The sequence below is a fragment of the Arthrobacter melezitosi genome, from assembly GCF_054511055.1.
This window is the reverse complement of sequence record NZ_JBTNDJ010000001.1, coordinates 420,569-436,646: the sequence shown is the minus strand read 5'-3', so window position 1 is coordinate 436,646 and position 16,078 is coordinate 420,569. Positions and strand designations below refer to the sequence as shown.

Genomic DNA, 16,078 nt, shown 5'->3' with positions numbered 1-16,078 from the left:
TCGAGCATGTCTCCGCCGGTCCTCTTTTCCGAACAGCCCACCCTCAGGGGCACGCTGTGCACCCTTCGCCCCTTCACGGCCGGGGACATCGATGCGATGGGGCCGATCCTTGCCGATCCCGAGGTGCTGCGCCTGACCGGGAGCGTCCACTCCACCGGCGAGGCGGAGGCCGGGACGCGGACCCTGGACGAGCGGACCCGCCGCTGGTACGACACGCGGTCCGGGCAGGACGACCGCCTCGACCTGGCCGTGGTCGACAATGCCACCGGGGGCTGCGTCGGTGAAGCGGTGCTCAATGAGTGGGCGCCGGAGGACGACGCCTGCAACTTCCGCATCCTGCTCGGTCCGGTGGGCCGGGACCGCGGCATCGGATCCGAGGCGACCCGCCTCCTCATTGACCACGCCTTCACCGCCACGGGGCTTCACCGGATCTCCCTCGAGGTCTTCGCGTTCAACCCGCGCGCCCGCCGGGCCTACGAGAAGTCGGGATTCACCGCCGAGGGCACCCTGCGCGGGGCGTTCAAGTTCGACGGCCGGTACATCGACGCCATCGCCATGTCGATCCTCCGCCCGGAGTGGGAACGCGCGGGCGGAGTCGCGGATCAACGCGGTGGAAGCGCCGGTTAGCCGACCTTCAGTTCCCGGACGGTGATGTCGGGGTAGAGCTGCGACAGGTCGCCGGCGAGCGCCTCGCGCACGTTGTGGGTGAGTTCACCGAAGAGCACCTCCGGCTCGCCGTCCTCGACGGCGTCCAGGGCCGCGGAGACGACCTCGGCGGGGTTGGACTTCTGGTCGGCCGGGATGTGCGCGCCCATGTCGGTGTCCATCCAGCCCACGTGCAGTGCGGAGACCGCGATGCCCTGAGGGGCGAGCTCCTGCCGGACGGCGTTGGTCATCGCCCACGAGGCGGCCTTCGCGGCGCTGTAGGCGCCGACGTTGGGGAAGTGCGCCCAGGACAGCACCGAGAGCACGTTGTGGATCGCTCCGCCGCCGTTGGCCGCGATGACCGGGGCGAAGGCCCGGGTCACGTCGAGGGTTCCGAAGAAGTTGGTCTCCATCTCTTGGCGCACCTCGGCGGTGGAGCCCTCCAGGAGGCTGGTGGGAGTGAGGATGCCTGCATTGTTGATCAGGATGTTGACGTCCTGGGCGGCCGCGGCGGCCGCGGCGACGGCGGCCGGGTCGGTGATGTCGAGGGCCACGGGCACCACGCCGCGCTGGTTGATCTCGATGCCGGAACGGGAGGCCGCGTAGACCTTGACCGCACCGCGCTCGAGGAGCTCCTCGACGAAGAGGCGGCCGAGGCCGCGGTTGGCGCCGGTAACGAGGACAGTTGAACCCTGAATACGCATGAGAAGCCTTTGCTTGGAGGATTAGTCCCAGAGTAGGACCGTACACTCCTAAACCCTGATCTTGCCCCTCCCTATTCCCCAGCTACGGATTGATGGCGAGGAAGACGAACGCCGAGAACAGGATGAGGTGCACGGCGCCCTGCAGGCGGGTGGCGCGCCCGGGCGCGACGGTGAGGACACTGACGACGACCGTGAGCGTCAGCAGCACGATCTCGGTCTGGCCGAGGCCGAGGATCAGGGGGCCCTCAAGCCAGATGGTGGACAGGGCGATCGCGGGGATGGTCAGCCCGATGCTCGCGATCGCGGAACCGTAGCCGAGGTTGAGGCTGGTCTGGATCCTGTCGCGCAGCGCCGCACGGGTGGCCGCAAGCCCCTCGGGCATGAGCACGAGCAGGGCGATCACCACCCCGACGAAGGACTCAGGGATGCCGGCGGCCTTGACCCCTGCCTCGATGGTGGGAGACACGGTCTTCGCGAGTCCCACGACGGCCACGAGGGCGGCGGCCAGCAGGCCGAGGCTGGCGAGGGCCGCGCGCGTGGTGGGGGGCGCGGCGTGCTCCTCCTCCTCCGGGGCCGGGGCACGCCCGGCCGAGGACACCGGCAGGAAGAAGTCGCGGTGGCGCACGGTCTGGGTCGAGACGAAGGCGGCGTAGAGGGCGAGGGAGGCGATCCCGGCGAACGCGAGCTGGGCCGGGGAGAACTCCGGACCGGGCCTGGCTGAGGTGAAGCGGGGAAGTACAAGGGTCATGGTCGCCAGGGTGGCGGTCACCGCCAGGGCGGCCCCGGTCCCCTCCGGGTTGAAGCGCACGGTCCCGTAGCGCACCGAGCCGACCAGCAGTGCCAGCCCGACGATCCCGTTGGCGGTGATCATGACGGCGGCGAACACCGTGTCCCGGGCCAGCGAGGCGGTCTCCGGCCCGCCGGAGATCATCAGGGTCACGATCAGCGCGACCTCGATCACCGTCACCGCCACGGCGAGGACAAGCGATCCGAGCGGCTCCCCCACGCGGTGGGCAATCACCTCGGCGTGGTGCACCGCGGCAAGGATCGCCCCCACCAGGACGATGGCGACGACGGCGACGGCCAGGGCGCCCAGGTCCCGCTGCCAAGTGAGCAGGAGCAGGAGCAGCGCCACCCCCGGAACGGCCACCGTCCAGGCGGAGCGCAGGCGCCCGATCACGGAAGGCCCGGAAGATCACCGGCCGCTGCGGCCTCCTGCTGTCCGGTTCCGTCCGTAGGCCTTGTCGTCATCGCCGCACCGTCCCTCATCCGTCTGTAATGTTCCCCTCCACCTTGGCCGGTTTCGGTCCCCCGGCGCAACGCGGGCCCCGCCGGGAAGCGGCCGCCGGCGTCGGGCCGCGCCCCGGGGAGTGTCAGCGGCTGCCCCTGTGCTTTGGCGCAGGGACGCCGCAGAATAGGTGGCATAAGCGCAGCACGCGGATTGCCGGCGGGCGCGGGGAAGAACCGGGCGCGCCAGAGCGGTCCGGAACGGCGCAGCGGGTCCCGTGATGATCGAAGGGACGAACCATGGCTCCAGAGGACGACACGCCCGCCGACAGCGGCGGGCTCCCTGCCGGTTCCGGACATGAGGTTGGTCCGGCCGAAACCCGCTGGCCGGTTGACGACTCCGACGGCCCCGGCCCCGAGGATGGGCGGTTTTCCCTCGCCGGAGCCACCGACTGGCTCAACTCACCCCCCTTGACGGGGGCATCCCTGCGCGGTCGGGTGGTCCTCATCAACTTCTGGACGTACACCTGCATCAACTGGATCCGGACCCTGCCGTATGTCCGGGCGTGGGAGGACGCCTACCGCGACCGCGGGCTTGTGGTGGTCGGAGTGCACTCACCGGAGTTCTCGTTCGAGCACGACCTGGAGTACGTCCGGCCCGCCGTTGAGCGGTTCTCGATCGGCTATCCGGTCGCAGTCGACAGTTCGTTCGCCGTCTGGCGTTCCTTCGACAACCACTACTGGCCCGCCGTGTATCTGGTGGATGCCCAGGGACGCCTCCGCGACGCCAGCTTCGGCGAGGGAGGATACGAGGAAATCGAGGCAGTGATCCGCCGGCTCCTCACCGAATCGGGGGCAACCGGCCTCGGCCCGCCGGTGGTGCCCGTGATCGCCGATGGCATCGAGGTCGCCGCGGACTGGGACACGCTCCGCTCGGCCGAGACCTACCTCGGGTACCAGCGGACCGCCGGGTTCGCCTCCCGCGGCGGACTTGCCGCCGAGCGGACGCAGGCCTACGCGGCGCCCCCACAGCTGCGCCGCGGCCAGTGGGCGCTCACGGGGAACTGGACGGCGGGCCCCGAGGCGACGGTGCTCCAGGAGCCGGGGGGCCGTCTCGCCTGCCGTTTCCATGCCCGGGACCTCCATCTCGTTGCCGCTCCGGCGGAAAATGGCTCCCCCGTACGCCTGCGGGTGCTGCTGGAGGGACGGGAGCCCGGCGGTGATCACGGCCTGGACATCGATGCCCGCGGGTACGGCACGATCACCACACCCGGCCTCCACCAGCTCATCCGCCGTGACGGGCGGGTCACCGACCTTACGGCCGAGATTGAATTCCTCGATCCCGGCGCCGGGATCTACTGCTTCACCTTCGGCTAGGACAGCGGAGGACGGCGCCGTCCCCTCCGGCGGCCCCCGGATACACGAACGCGCCGTCCGGAGTTGTCCGATGGCGCGTTCGTTGCGGCCGAGCCGCTGGTGCCCGCCGCGGGGGTGCAGGCCCGGCGGTTACGCCCGGGCGGCGCGGGTGACGCGGAACTGTGCGATCAGGCCGATCAGCCCGAGGAGCAGGATAACGGCTCCGTATCCCACAACCGTGGTCGGCAGACCCAGGGGGGCGGCGAGCAGGCCGACCAGGACGACCGGCAGGCCGAAGGCGATGTAGGCGACGACGAAGACGGACGCGATGGTTCCCGCGCGGTGCTGCGGGTCGGTCAGCGGCACGATGAGACGCAGGGATGCCGAGAAGGCGCTGCCGAAGCCGATACCCCCGATCACGAAGCTGACGACCATCAGAACGAGGGTCCCGGTGAGCACGCTCGTCACGTTGCCGATGGCAGCGACGGCCGCGGCGTAGATCCCGAGCCGTATTCCGGCGCGCGGGGCCAGGCGGGAGAACACGATGCCCGAGACCGCCGAGGCGCCCGCTGCAACGAAGCCGACCAGGCCGTTGAGCAGGGCGCTGTCAATCTCGAAAACGTTCCGCACGAGCGTCGGCGCGAGCCCGAGGGAGAGCCCGGCGAGCATCCAGGTCGCGGCGATGACGGGGGCGGCGGCGGCGAATTCCTTCCGGGCAGCGGCAGGGACGGCCACGCGCGGGATCAGGGAACGCCAGGCTCCGGGGCGGCGCGTCGCGCTCTCGGGGGTCAGGGCGACGACGATGATCCCCAGGACCGCGATGACAGCGAGGACCGTAAAGATCAGGCCGTTCGGGGAAGAGGTGAACTCGATGGCGAACCCGGCAAGCAGGGCGCCCAGGGCGAGGCCGCCGGTCACGCCGACACTGCCTAGGATGGCACCGAGTTTCTTGTGCTTCACCGGGGCGAGCTCGGCGAGCGAGGCCGAGAAGGCGCTGGTCGCGGCGCCCGTGGCGATGCCCTGGACAACCCGCGCAGCGATCACCCAGCCGGCGTCAGGCGCTAGAACGAACATGATGGTCGAGACGAGCTGCACCAGGAGGGCGCCGATGAGCACGGGCCTGCGGCCGATGTGGTCGGAGAGGGAGCCCGCAGTCAGGAGGGCCGCAAGGAAACCTCCGGCGTAGGCGGCGAACGCCACCGTCAGAACGACCGCCGGGAAGTTCCATTGCTCCTGGTAAAGCGGCAGCAGGGGTGTCGGCGCCCCCGCCGCGAGGTACAGACTGGTGAAGGCGATCGCGCTTCCCACGAAGGCTACCGGGGCGGGAAGGGTGAAGCGGGAACGAGCAGCAGGTATTGAGCTGCCGAAGGATGACTGGTTGGTGGACAAATGATTCTCCTGGTGCCGCGGATGCCCGCGAGGTGAAGTTGGCCGCCGCACGCTGGCCGGCCAGGTCGTGGTCGACGGGTCCCGGCCTGAAAAGCTGGACGTGCGGTCGACTTTGACTAAATGTGGATTACTGGAAGCGATCGGGAGTGTCCGCGTCAGCGGGCTTCGCCGTCCTACCCACGCACTGACGCACGAAAGGGGCCGGCATTGTGAACGCCTCCACGGATAGAGCTAACCGTTTTGCTGTTACGCGCATTCCCCGGCCGGTGATCCAGGCGCCGATGGCCGGTGGCCCGTCCACGCCGCGGCTTGCCGCAGCGGTCAGTGCCGGGGGCGGGCTGGGGTTCCTCGCCGCCGGCTACAAGACGGCAGGGGCCCTGCGCGCCGAGATTGACGCGGTGCGGGAGCTCACCGACGCCCCGTTCGGCGTCAATCTCTTCGTCCCGCAGCCCTCGACCGCCCGCCCCGAAGACCTCCAGCGGTACGCGCGGTCCCTCACCGCCGACGCGGAACGCCTGAAGGTGGACCTCGGTGAGCCCCGGCATGACGACGACGACTGGGACAACAAGATCGGGGTCCTGCTCGAACTGGCCCCCGCCGTCGTGTCCTTCACCTTCGATGTGCCGGAGGACGGCATTATCCGTGCGCTCCAGGACCGGGGGGTAGCGGTGGCCGTCACGGTCACCTCGATGCGCGAAGCGGAGCTCGCCGCCGCCGCCGGGGCGGACTCGCTTTCGGTCCAGGGGCCCGAGGCCGGCGGGCACCGGGGAACCTTCGACGCAACCGCGCCGGGAAACCCGGTGCCTTTGCACGGACTCCTCGAGGAGCTCTCAGGGATCGGGATCCCCCTCATCGCAGCCGGTGGCATCGCCACCCGCGCCGATGTGCTGGAGGCCCTCGGGCGGGGTGCCGTTGCCGTGCAGGCCGGCACCGCGTTCCTGCGGGCTAACGAAGCAGGGACCCGGGCCGCACACAGGGAGGCGCTGGCCTCCCCTGCGTTCACGGCCACGGCCGTGACGAAGGCCTTCTCCGGACGGTATGCCCGGGGCCTCTCCAACGACTTCATGAGGCGGCATGACCCGGCGGCGCCGTTCGGTTACCCCGAGATCCACCACCTGACCAGTCCGCTGCGGGCTGCCGCCGCGGCCGCCAACGACCCCCACCGCCTCAACCTGTGGGCCGGCACCGGGTTCGACCGCTGCACGGCGGGCCCCGCGCTGTCGATCCTGGCCCGGCTCAGTGGCTAAACGGCTCAGTGGCTGAACCCGGCAGCGGCCGCGATCAAGCGGTCAACGCCCCGGTTCGGGGAGCAGCCACCGGGGGGTGCGGGGCTTCGGTTCGGCTGCGCTCATCGCGACATACATGCCGACTACCATCACGGCGAAGCCAAAGACGCCGACGAAAATGCTGGGCGCCAGCCCAGAGAGCATCACACCAAGGAACACGGTGAGGATGCCGAAGAAATCGATGAGCACGCCCAGGACGATCCGCCGGGTTGAGAGGGCGGGCGGCTCGGCCGTGGCCAGTGTAGCGGCGAGCCTGGGGTCCTCGTCCTCGAGTTGTTTCTCCAGCTGGTCGAACAGCTTCTGCTCGTGTTCGGAAAGCGCCATCGAATTCTCCTTCTAAGCCCGGCAGGGCCGCCGGGTGCGCCGCGGGGCGGCATGGGGTGCGCCGCGGGGCGGCAGATTGGGTGCGCCGCGGGGCGGCAGATTGGGTGCGCCGCGGAGTGCGGCACATGGGGTGCCGCGGGGGCGGCCCGGGCAGGGCCGCCCCCGACGGCGGTGTGGTGACCGGCGGCCGGTAACCGGAAAGGAACTGCTACTTGGCCTGAACCGGCTCGGGACGGCCGTAGGTCTCGAGCAGGCGCAGCCAGACCTCGCTGACGGTCGGGTACGCGGGCACCGCGTGCCAGAGCCGGTCGAGGGGCACCTCACCGACGACGGCGAAGGTCGCCGACTGAAGCAGTTCGGCCACGTCGGGACCGACGAAGGTCACTCCGAGAACGACCTTGCGTTTCTCGTCGATGACCATGCGTGCGGTCCCCTTGTAGCCGTCGGCGTGGACCGATGCCCCGGCCGTCCAGCCGATCTCATAGTCCACCACCCGGATCTCGTAACCCGCGCGGCGGGCTGCCGCTGCGGTCAGGCCCACCGAGGCGACTTCGGGGTCGGTGAAGGTAACCTGCGGAGCCGCCTCGTGATCGGCGGTGGCCACGTGCGTGCCCCAACGACCATCCGAGACCGCCGCGCCGGTGGCCCGGGCTGCAATCACGTCTCCGGCCGCGCGGGCCTGGTACTTGCCCTGATGGGTCAGCAGCACCCGTCCGTTGACGTCTCCGGCGGCGTAGAGCCAGTCGAAGCCCGGCACCCGCAGGGTGTCATCGGTCGCCAGCCAGTCACCGGGGGTGAGTCCGACGGCGTCCAGCCCGATGTCGGTGCTGCGCGGAGTGCGGCCCGTGGCGACCAGGACCTCTCCGGCGGTGATGGTGGCGCCGTCGGAGGTTTCGATGGTGACGGTGTCCCCGTCCCGGGTGACCTTGGTGGTCTTGGTGTCGGTCAGCACCGTGGCACCCAGTTCCCGCAGGGAGGCGCCCACCATTTCCCCGGCGAAGGGCTCCATCTCGGAGAGCAGGCCGCTGCGGGCGATCAGCGTCACCTTGGTGCCGAAGCCGGCGAACGCGGTGGCCATTTCGGTTGCCACCACGCCGCCGCCGATGATGGCGACACTCTCGGGCACTGTCTTGATGCTCGTTGCCTCGCGGGCCGTCCACGGCCGGGCCTCGGCGAGGCCCTCGATGGGGGGAATCACCGCGTCCGAGCCGGTGGTCACCGCCACCGCGTGGCGGGCGGTGAGCACAGTGACAGAGCCGTCGGCGGCCGTAACGGTGACCTCCTTGGTGCCGCTGATCCGCCCGTGGCCGCGCACCAGGTCGATCCCGGCACCCTCAAGCCAGGCCACCTGGCCCGCGTCGGAGTAGTGGCTCGTGAAGGCATCCCGCCGGGCCAGCACTGCGCCCAGGTCGAGGTCCCCGGTGATGGCCTCGGCCGCTCCTGGCACGTGCTTGGCCGCTCGCAGCACCTGCGCCGAGCGCAGCAGCGCCTTCGAAGGCATGCACGCCCAGTACGAGCACTCGCCTCCGACCAGCTCGGCCTCGACGACCACCGCCGTCAAGCCACCCTGCACGGCCCGATCGGCCACATTCTCGCCTACCGCGCCGCCGCCCAGGACGATCAGGTCGTACTCAGTTTTCTCCATGAACGTGTTTTCCCTCAAAATCTCTCTAGTTCCAGTTGGATTGTCTGCCGGAGTGCTGGTTGCGCGCCGGTTTACATGGCCCGGCGCGGCGCCCTGGTGTTCAGGGCACCGCGCTGGAGTCTTTGGGGGCCGCGTTGAAAGCGGCCGGGCTTAGATGCGGCCGGGCAGGCGCGTGGTGATTTCCTGGAGGAACCAGCCGTTGCCGTCGGGGTCGGTGAAGGAGGCGAAGGAGGCGTAGCTCTTGCGCTCCGGGTCCGGTCCGGCGAGGCGGTCCTTCTCGCCCTCGTGGTGCCAGACACCCTTGGCGTCATGCCAGACCTCCGAGATCTCCACGCCACGGCCGGCGATCTCCTCGCGGGCGGCGTTGATGTCCTCGACGACCAGGTACAGGCCCTGCAGGGTTCCGGGGGCGCCGGCGGTGATGCCCTTGCCGATCATGATCGAGGCACCGGATCCGGGAGGGGTGAACTGGACGACCCGAAGGTCCTCATCGACGGTGAAGTCGGCATCGAAGCGCCAGCCCAGCGACGCATAGAAATCCTTGGCCCGGTCCACGTCCGTGACGGGTACCGCAACTACCTCAATCTTGAAATCCATGACAAACCCTCTTCCTGATCAGTGGTGCTTGTTGTTTCGGTGATGGTTTCCGGCGCGGTGCTCGAATGTTCAGGGCACCGCGCCGGAGTCTTTGGGGGCCGCGTTGAAAGCGGCCGGGCTTAGATGCGGCCGGGCAGGCGCGTGGTGATTTCCTGGAGGAACCAGCCGTTGCCGTCGGGGTCGGTGAAGGAGGCGAAGGAGGCGTAGCTCTTGCGCTCCGGGTCCGGTCCGGCGAGGCGGTCCTTCTCGCCCTCGTGGTGCCAGACACCCTTGGCGTCATGCCAGACCTCCGAGATCTCCACGCCACGGCCGGCGATCTCCTCGCGGGCGGCGTTGATGTCCTCGACGACCAGGTACAGGCCCTGCAGGGTTCCGGGGGCGCCGGCGGTGATGCCCTTGCCGATCATGATCGAGGCACCGGATCCGGGAGGGGTGAACTGGACGACCCGAAGGTCCTCATCGACGGTGAAGTCGGCATCGAAGCGCCAGCCCAGCGACGCATAGAAATCCTTGGCCCGGTCCACGTCCGTGACGGGTACCGCAACTACCTCAATCTTGAAATCCATGACAAACCCTCTTCCTGATCAGTGCTGTTTCCGGTTGGTGTTGATGTGGTGGCTGCCGCTTGCGGCTTCAGTAGGTGCAACTCACCGGCCATGGCCGGGAATGACGACTTCCTGGAGGAACCATTCGTTCCCGTCGGGGTCGCTGAAGGCGGCGAAGGACTGGTAGTCGGCGCGGATGGGGTGCGGCCCGGGGATGCGGCTCCCGGTGCCCGGCTGCAAGAAGGAGCCCCGGGCGAAGTGGAAGATCTCCGAGACCTCAACGCCCCTTTGGAGGAGTCCTGCCCGGGTGTCGACGACGTCCTTGACGACCAGGATCGGATTCTGGAGTGACCCCGGGGCGCGGGTGGTGACACCCGTACCGAAGATGATCGACGCTTCCGAGCCCGGAGGTGTCGCATGCACCACACGGTGCTCCTCACCGGCGGACGAGTCCACGTCGATCTGGAAGCCGGCCTTTTCGTAAAACGCCTTGGCCCGGTCCACGTCGGTTACGGGAATAATGACTACTTCGAGCTTGAGGTCCATAAGGAATCCTTGTGCTGATGGGCTTGTGCTGCCGGCCACCGCGTAGCGAGCGGGTTCTGCATCCTGCCGGGCCGGGGTGCGTCATTCCGCCGGCCTTTTACTCCTAATTCAGGAGTTCGTGATTCTGTAGCCGTATCAACTCGGAGTAGGTGGAGATAATTCCCGGGTGCCGCGGACCGGCCGGAGCCGGCCTCGGTGAACGGGTTGCCGGGGCGTGCGGCCGTGGCGGGCCCGGGGTTTCGGGCAGCTAGTCAGCGACGCCGAAGGGGCCGAGGCTTCCATAGTCGAGGCGCAGCGCCTCCATCATCGCCCAGGCGTTGGGCAGGGTGAACACGTCGGCACCGCCCAACCGGTCCACCCAGCGCGGAATCAGTTCGTCGGCCGACTTCGCCGCGACCGCATCGAGGTAGGCCCGGAAGACCGCCCAGGCATTCGACATATCGACGGGGGCCATGATCTCCCCCAGATCGAGGGAGGACAGCGCCGCCTCCGTTGTGTTGTGCAGGTCGGTCAGGTACTCGGCCTGCAGCTCCACGTCCTGCCGGGTACCGGAGCGGGTCACGTGTCCGGGGACCAGCTTCTCGAAGGAGTAGCCCAGGGTCTGGTCGACGGCAGTGACATACCCGGGGATATTGGCGGACACGGCGAGGTTCGAGAAGGGAACCCATCCCGGGAAGATGACATCTACGAGCATCAGCACCTGGCGCTTGGGCTCATGGATGAAGATGTTCCCCTCGGCATGATTGGGACCCTTGTAGTCAAGCTGCAGGGTGTGATCTCCCGACTGCAGCGTGTAGCCGTCGTCGAACTCGACCGTGGGAAGAGGGCGGTTCGGATCCCCCAGCTTCCGCAGCCGCTCGGCGGTGATCCGCTGGGCATACCGGGGCACCTCCTGGGGGTAGAGCGACATCGCCCCGACATGGTCGGCATGCTGGTGGCTGTAGACAACTTGGGTGATGGGCTTCGACGTCACGCCCTTGATCGCCCGAAGGATATTGTGACCCAGGGTCGGCGGAGCATCAACGGCAATGACTCCATCATCGGTGACGACGAACATCATCTGATAGGTGCCGTCGCTCAACATGAACATCCCATCGGCGAGTTCCTCGACGTAATATCCCTCATCCGGAACCTTCGGCCCGCGGGCGACTTCGGGAACAGGAGCTGTGGGAACCAACCGCAGCGACGCTGCGGCCTCGGTAAAACTGAACGGCTTCCAGGGGGCTTCCGGGTCTGCAGACATGGGGGATCGCCTTTCTAGATGTTCGGTCTACTATGGCGCTCCAGTTATAGGTGAGCGCCCAATATCATGTCAAGGATGGGAAGGCAAACCACGAAACATCACGACATGAAAGGCTTGCAAACATGACTTCGCTGCATCGGCATACCCGGGTGGCCCAACGGCTTGACCTGGATTTCCCCATCGTCCAGGGGCCGTTCGGTGGCGGCCTCTCCTCCGAGCCCCTTGTCGCCGCCGTGTCCGAGGCCGGCGGACTTGGCTCCTTCGGCGCCCACCACCTTCCTCCCGACGAGATCACGGCGCTGGTGGGCCGGCTCAAGGACGCGATGGCCCGGCCCTTCGCGGTCAACCTTTGGATACCGCTGGGCGGTGAATCAACGACCGGTATCGACCAACTGGTGGCACAGGCGGCGTTGCTGGCTCCGTATTTCGAGGAGTTGGGCATCGACCCGCCGGAGCCGTCGGTGAGCGCGCCCATCGACTTCGAAGCCCAGCTTGATGCACTCCTTGCGGCGGCACCACCGGTCATCAGTTTTGTGTTCGGCGTGCCTGCGGCTGACGCCGTGGACCGCGCGCGCCGCGCCGGTATCCCTCTCGTGGGAACGGCAACGACGGTCGATGAGGCGGCCGCCCTTGAGGAGGCCGGCGTGGACGTGATCGTCGCCTCGGGCAGTGACGCCGGCGGGCACCGCGGCGCCTTCCTTGCCTCAGCGGAGGAATCCCTGGTCGGGACGTTCTCACTGGTGCCCCAAGTGGTGGCGGCTGTGGATACGCCGGTCGTTGCCGCCGGCGGCATCGCCACGCCGTCCCAGGTTCGGGCGGCACACGAACTGGGGGCCGAGGGGGTGCAGGTTGGAACGGCGTTCCTCGTGTCGGACGAGTCGGCCGCCTCGGCGGTCCACAAGGAGGCGGTCACCGGGCCGGCCGGCCGTAGCACGGTGCTTACCGGGGCCTTCACCGGGCGCCTGGCCCGGGGTCTGGGCAACCGGGTGACCCGGGATGCGTCGGGGTGGGACGCCCAGGTTCCGTACCCGACCCTTGGCGCGATGACCTCGCCGTTCCGCCGGGCCGCTGAGGAGCGGGGCCGGGCCGATCTCGCGAGTTTCTGGGCCGGACAGTCGGCTCCCCTGGCCCGGAGGGGCCCCGCCGCCGAAATCTTCGCCTCGCTTGCCGGAGCGTACGACTGACGGCGGGGCCGGGCGCTACTGGATTTTCGACACGTGGTAGTGGCTGATGAGCCAGTTCCCGCCGGTCCGCTGCAGCACCACCGTCAGGTGCACGGGAATGACCCGGCCATCCCGGAAGGTGAAATCGACGCCGGCGTATGCCAGCACAGCGTCCACCGAAAGCCGTCGATGCTCAAGTATCCGGAAGTCGGCCCGCAGCCCGGCCGGCTGCTTCTCATAGTAGGCAGCGACGACCGGACGGCCGATGCCGTGGCTCCTGTCGAGGCCCTGGAAGAGGGCGTCCTCAGTGAACCGGGAGGCCACCTCCTCCGGCCGATGGTCCCGGATTCCGTTCGCCCAGGCGGTGAGGACCGCTGTGACGATACCGAGCGTGCCGGTGTCCGCCGGGGTCGAAGCAGCTGCTTCGGGTCCAGACGCTTCCATGTCTCTTTGTCCTTCGGTTGGTGTGCGGACACCTCCGGTGTCCCTGTCGATGCAGGAGCGGGAGTGCGGCCCGCTCCGGGGATCCTAGCTGCCGGCGCTCTGGCCGCCGTCGACGTGGAGGACCTCGCCGGTGACGAAGGGTGCCTGCTCCAGGTAGAGGACGCCCTTGGCGATGTCCTCAACCGTGCCCATCCGACCGATCGGGTGCTGGCCGGCGAGCTCGTCGTGGTTGTGTCCCGCGTGCAGCGGGGTCTTGATGTGCCCCGGGGAGACGGCGTTGACGCGGATTCCGCGGCCGGCGTATTCGACGGCGAGCGACTTGGTGACCGAGGAGACGCCGCCCTTGGTGAGGTTGGCCAGGGCGGAGGGAAGCCCCGAGTTCGCGTACTCGACCAGGGTTGTGGTCACATTCACTACGTGCCCGGAGCCCTGCTCGAGCATCCGGGAAATCGCCTGCTGGGTCACATAGAAGAACCCACCGAGATTCACCTGCACCACCCGGTCGTAATCCTCCTTGGTGTACTCGGTGAAGGGCTTGCCGACGAAGATGCCCGCGTTGTTCACGAGCGTGTCGATGCGGCCGAACTTCTCGATTGCCGTGGCGACGACCTTCTCGGCGACGGCGGGATCCGAGATGTCACCGGCGACGGTCACGAAGTCGGGCTCGTCGGCGGGGGCGATGGAACGGGAGTTTGCGACGACGGCATAGCCGATGTTGCGCAGGGCTGCGGCGAGCCCTTCCCCGATACCCTGTGATCCCCCGGTAACGATGGCGACTTTGCGAGATTCCATAGTATGCAGCTTTCTTTAGACGATCGGTCAACTACCGAGTACACAGTTATAGCCGACTGGTCTTATAATTGCAACATGGGACGAAAATCAGACGCACACCAGAGAATCCTCGATGCGGGCACGGCGCTCTTCCAACAGCGCGCCTACGCTTCGATCGGCGTTGCCGAGATCTGCTCAGCGGCCGGTGTGCCCAAGGGAAGCTTCTACCACTTCTTCCCGTCCAAGCAGGCGCTCGCCCTTGAAGTGATCAATGCGCACTGGATCAAGCAGGGCGCCCAGTGGTCGGGCATCCTCACCTCCTCGGAACCCGCCCTCGACCGCCTGCGGAAGCTGTTTCTCGCCACGGCGGAGGTGCAGACGACGGCGCTGGAGGGAACGGGCTCGGTCACGGGGTGCCTATTCGGCAATCTTGCCCTTGAAGTCAGCGCGCAGGATAACCCGGTCCGGGAACGCCTGCAGCAGATCTTCGAGGAACAGATCGACCTGATCGAGGCCACTGTCCGGGAGGGCGCCGCTGCCGGGGAATTCGCAGGAGTCGACCCCCGCGGCACGGCCAAGTCGATCGTCGCGCAGATCGAAGGGATGGTTCTCTTCGCCAAGTTGTTCAACGATCCCGGCCAGCTCGATGCCCTGTGGCAGAACAGCCTCTCCCTCCTCGGGCTTGAACCCGCCCGTGCGACATAGGGCTGCCGGGGAATAGACGCAGCCCGCCCCCTGTTATGGAGGGCACGAGCTGGGGGAATCCTGGTCTCGTCTGAAGGAGAATAAGCACTTTATGGCAACCGATTACGACGCCCCACGCGTCAGCCAAGAGGACCAGCCCGTCAACGAGTCGCTTGAGGCGATCAAGGCCAAGCACAGCGCGCACTCGCAGACGGCGGTCATCGATGTCGAGGAAAGCGATCTGGCGGACGGGTTCGACCTGCCGGGGGCGGACCTCTCGCACGAAGAGCTGCAGATCCAGGTGATCCCGCAGCAGAACGACGAGTTCACGTGTATGTCCTGTTTCCTGGTCCGCCACCGCAGCCAGCTGGCCCGGACGCACAACGGAGCGATGTACTGCTCCGAGTGCGAAAGCTGAACCGCCTGCCGGCACCCCGCAAACATCCGCTCGACCCAGCAGCAAGGAGATCATCATGAAGGTACGCAATTCGCTCAGGGCCCTGAAGGCCATCCCCGGCGGTCAGATTGTCCGGCGCCGCGGACGCACGATGGTCATCAACAAGAAGAACCCCCGCATCAAGGCCCGCCAGGGCTGAGAGGGGACATCGACCGGCCGGTGCGCATGCTGCGCGCCGGCCGTTGCCGTTTAACTAACGGCCCGGCCGCGCCACCGGACGCGGGCGCCGGGCGCACCTGCAAGGATGGGACGGTGCCGCACCCCGCCAGAACCCGCCGTTTCCCGCCTCTGCTCGCCGGAGCCTGCCTCTTCCTGCTGATCTCCGGGTACTTCGTCGTCCGGTTCCCCGACGCACCGGGGGCCGACGTCGCCTCCTATTTCTTCAACCTGCTCATCGCCCTGCCCTCCTTCGTCGCCCTGGTCCACCAGTTGGGCCGGGCCCGGGCGACCGCCGCGCTGGCGGCAGTCTCCATGTTCGGGTACCTGATCGAGGGCGTCGGGGTGGCCACCGGCTTTCCCTACGGCAGCTTCTCCTACGGCGAGCCGCTCGGGCCCAAGGCCTTCGGCCTTGTGCCGTTCCTGTTGCCCCTGTCCTACGTTCCGCTGGTGATCGGCGCCGTTGCGGCCGTGGCCGGCCGCAGGACACTCCTTGGCACAATCGTCACGTCCGCCCTGCTGCTGGTGCTGATCGACGGCGTCCTTGACCCGGGGGCTGTCTCGCTGCGGTTCTGGACCTGGGCCGACGGCGGACCCTACTACGGGGTGCCGCTGAGCAACTACGCGGGGTGGCTGCTCTCGGGCCTGTGCGCCGCGGCCATCCTGGCACTGCTCGCCGGACCGCGGCTCACCGACCGTCCGCTGCGGCCCGGGCTGCTCGATAGCCTGCTGCTTTCGCTCAGTTTCTGGCTCGGCGTTTCGATCTTCTCGGCCCTGGTGTTCCCCGCCGTGCTGGCGGCGGCGCTCCTGGCCTTCCTCGTGCGGCGCCGCGTCCTGCTCTCGGCCGCACCCCGCCCCGCCCCGGCCGGCAGCCCCGCCTGATCCGCGGGACCGGT

General features: G+C 68.3%; 19 protein-coding genes. 8 read left to right on the top strand and 11 right to left on the bottom strand.

Annotated features, from left to right (window positions below):
* Positions 1-6: 6 nt before the first annotated feature.
* Entirely contained in the window at positions 7-627 is a 621-nt protein-coding gene (locus ACX80W_RS02155) for a GNAT family N-acetyltransferase (protein ID WP_459279999.1), read from the top strand.
* Here the strand turns inward: ACX80W_RS02155 and ACX80W_RS02150 are convergent.
* Both ACX80W_RS02150 and ACX80W_RS02145 read right to left on the bottom strand, forming a co-directional pair.
* On the bottom strand, positions 624-1,349 hold the full coding sequence (locus ACX80W_RS02150) for an SDR family oxidoreductase (RefSeq protein WP_459279997.1): 726 nt from the start codon (positions 1,347-1,349) through the stop codon (positions 624-626). The genes ACX80W_RS02155 and ACX80W_RS02150 overlap by 4 nt on opposite strands.
* Positions 1,350-1,431: 82 nt before the next feature.
* Positions 1,432-2,529 (bottom strand): calcium:cation antiporter, encoded by a 1,098-nt coding sequence (locus tag ACX80W_RS02145; RefSeq protein ID WP_459279995.1) that lies wholly within the window; start codon positions 2,527-2,529, stop codon positions 1,432-1,434.
* A gap of 347 nt (positions 2,530-2,876) precedes the next feature.
* Between ACX80W_RS02145 and ACX80W_RS02140 the strand changes: the two genes are divergently transcribed.
* Positions 2,877-3,953 (top strand): thioredoxin family protein, encoded by a 1,077-nt coding sequence (locus tag ACX80W_RS02140; RefSeq protein WP_459279993.1) that lies wholly within the window; start codon positions 2,877-2,879, stop codon positions 3,951-3,953.
* Between the two features lie 129 nt (positions 3,954-4,082).
* On the opposite strand, the gene ACX80W_RS02135 is transcribed toward ACX80W_RS02140, so the two are convergent.
* The gene (locus ACX80W_RS02135) at positions 4,083-5,321 is read right to left on the bottom strand and encodes an MFS transporter (protein WP_459279991.1); all 1,239 of its coding nucleotides are present in this window, start codon (positions 5,319-5,321) and stop codon (positions 4,083-4,085) included.
* Between the two features lie 209 nt (positions 5,322-5,530).
* Between ACX80W_RS02135 and ACX80W_RS02130 the strand changes: the two genes are divergently transcribed.
* On the top strand, positions 5,531-6,568 hold the full coding sequence (locus ACX80W_RS02130) for a nitronate monooxygenase (RefSeq protein ID WP_459279989.1): 1,038 nt from the start codon (positions 5,531-5,533) through the stop codon (positions 6,566-6,568).
* Between the two features lie 42 nt (positions 6,569-6,610).
* Here the strand turns inward: ACX80W_RS02130 and ACX80W_RS02125 are convergent, their stop codons facing one another.
* From ACX80W_RS02125 to ACX80W_RS02100, 6 genes are all read right to left on the bottom strand, one after another.
* Positions 6,611-6,931: a DUF3040 domain-containing protein gene (locus ACX80W_RS02125; RefSeq protein WP_459279987.1), complete on the bottom strand. Its 321-nt coding sequence runs from the start codon at positions 6,929-6,931 to the stop codon at positions 6,611-6,613.
* Positions 6,932-7,139: 208 nt separating this feature from the next.
* Complete coding sequence (locus ACX80W_RS02120; RefSeq protein ID WP_459279985.1) at positions 7,140-8,576, bottom strand: dihydrolipoyl dehydrogenase family protein; 1,437 nt, start codon at positions 8,574-8,576, stop codon at positions 7,140-7,142.
* A gap of 150 nt (positions 8,577-8,726) precedes the next feature.
* Complete coding sequence (locus tag ACX80W_RS02115) at positions 8,727-9,173, bottom strand: VOC family protein (RefSeq protein ID WP_459279983.1); 447 nt, start codon at positions 9,171-9,173, stop codon at positions 8,727-8,729.
* A gap of 119 nt (positions 9,174-9,292) precedes the next feature.
* On the bottom strand, positions 9,293-9,739 hold the full coding sequence (locus tag ACX80W_RS02110; protein ID WP_459279983.1) for a VOC family protein: 447 nt from the start codon (positions 9,737-9,739) through the stop codon (positions 9,293-9,295).
* Positions 9,740-9,820: 81 nt separating this feature from the next.
* Entirely contained in the window at positions 9,821-10,264 is a 444-nt protein-coding gene (locus ACX80W_RS02105) for a VOC family protein (RefSeq protein ID WP_459279981.1), read from the bottom strand.
* Between the two features lie 247 nt (positions 10,265-10,511).
* On the bottom strand, positions 10,512-11,507 hold the full coding sequence (locus tag ACX80W_RS02100) for an MBL fold metallo-hydrolase (RefSeq protein ID WP_459279980.1): 996 nt from the start codon (positions 11,505-11,507) through the stop codon (positions 10,512-10,514).
* A 122-nt stretch (positions 11,508-11,629) separates the two neighbouring features.
* Here ACX80W_RS02100 and ACX80W_RS02095 point away from each other — a divergent pair, with 122 nt between their 5' ends.
* Positions 11,630-12,691: an NAD(P)H-dependent flavin oxidoreductase gene (locus ACX80W_RS02095; protein WP_459279979.1), complete on the top strand. Its 1,062-nt coding sequence runs from the start codon at positions 11,630-11,632 to the stop codon at positions 12,689-12,691.
* Between the two features lie 15 nt (positions 12,692-12,706).
* On the opposite strand, the gene ACX80W_RS02090 is transcribed toward ACX80W_RS02095, so the two are convergent.
* On the bottom strand, positions 12,707-13,114 hold the full coding sequence (locus tag ACX80W_RS02090) for a nuclear transport factor 2 family protein (RefSeq protein WP_459279977.1): 408 nt from the start codon (positions 13,112-13,114) through the stop codon (positions 12,707-12,709).
* 84 nt (positions 13,115-13,198) lie between these two features.
* Positions 13,199-13,906 carry an SDR family NAD(P)-dependent oxidoreductase gene (locus ACX80W_RS02085; RefSeq protein ID WP_459279975.1) on the bottom strand — a complete coding sequence of 236 codons (708 nt, stop codon included), beginning with the start codon at positions 13,904-13,906 and terminating at the stop codon, positions 13,199-13,201.
* Positions 13,907-13,981: 75 nt separating this feature from the next.
* On the opposite strand from ACX80W_RS02085, the gene ACX80W_RS02080 reads away from it, so the two are divergent.
* From ACX80W_RS02080 to ACX80W_RS02065, 4 genes are all read left to right on the top strand, one after another.
* Positions 13,982-14,590 (top strand): TetR/AcrR family transcriptional regulator, encoded by a 609-nt coding sequence (locus tag ACX80W_RS02080; RefSeq protein ID WP_459279973.1) that lies wholly within the window; start codon positions 13,982-13,984, stop codon positions 14,588-14,590.
* Between the two features lie 91 nt (positions 14,591-14,681).
* Entirely contained in the window at positions 14,682-14,987 is a 306-nt protein-coding gene (locus ACX80W_RS02075) for a DUF4193 domain-containing protein (RefSeq protein WP_459279971.1), read from the top strand.
* A 55-nt stretch (positions 14,988-15,042) separates the two neighbouring features.
* Positions 15,043-15,165, top strand: a complete 123-nt coding sequence (locus tag ACX80W_RS02070) for a ribosomal protein bL36 (protein ID WP_120164674.1) — start codon at positions 15,043-15,045, stop codon at positions 15,163-15,165.
* Between the two features lie 113 nt (positions 15,166-15,278).
* Positions 15,279-16,064 carry a carotenoid biosynthesis protein gene (locus tag ACX80W_RS02065; RefSeq protein ID WP_459279969.1) on the top strand — a complete coding sequence of 262 codons (786 nt, stop codon included), beginning with the start codon at positions 15,279-15,281 and terminating at the stop codon, positions 16,062-16,064.
* Positions 16,065-16,078 lie beyond the last annotated feature (14 nt).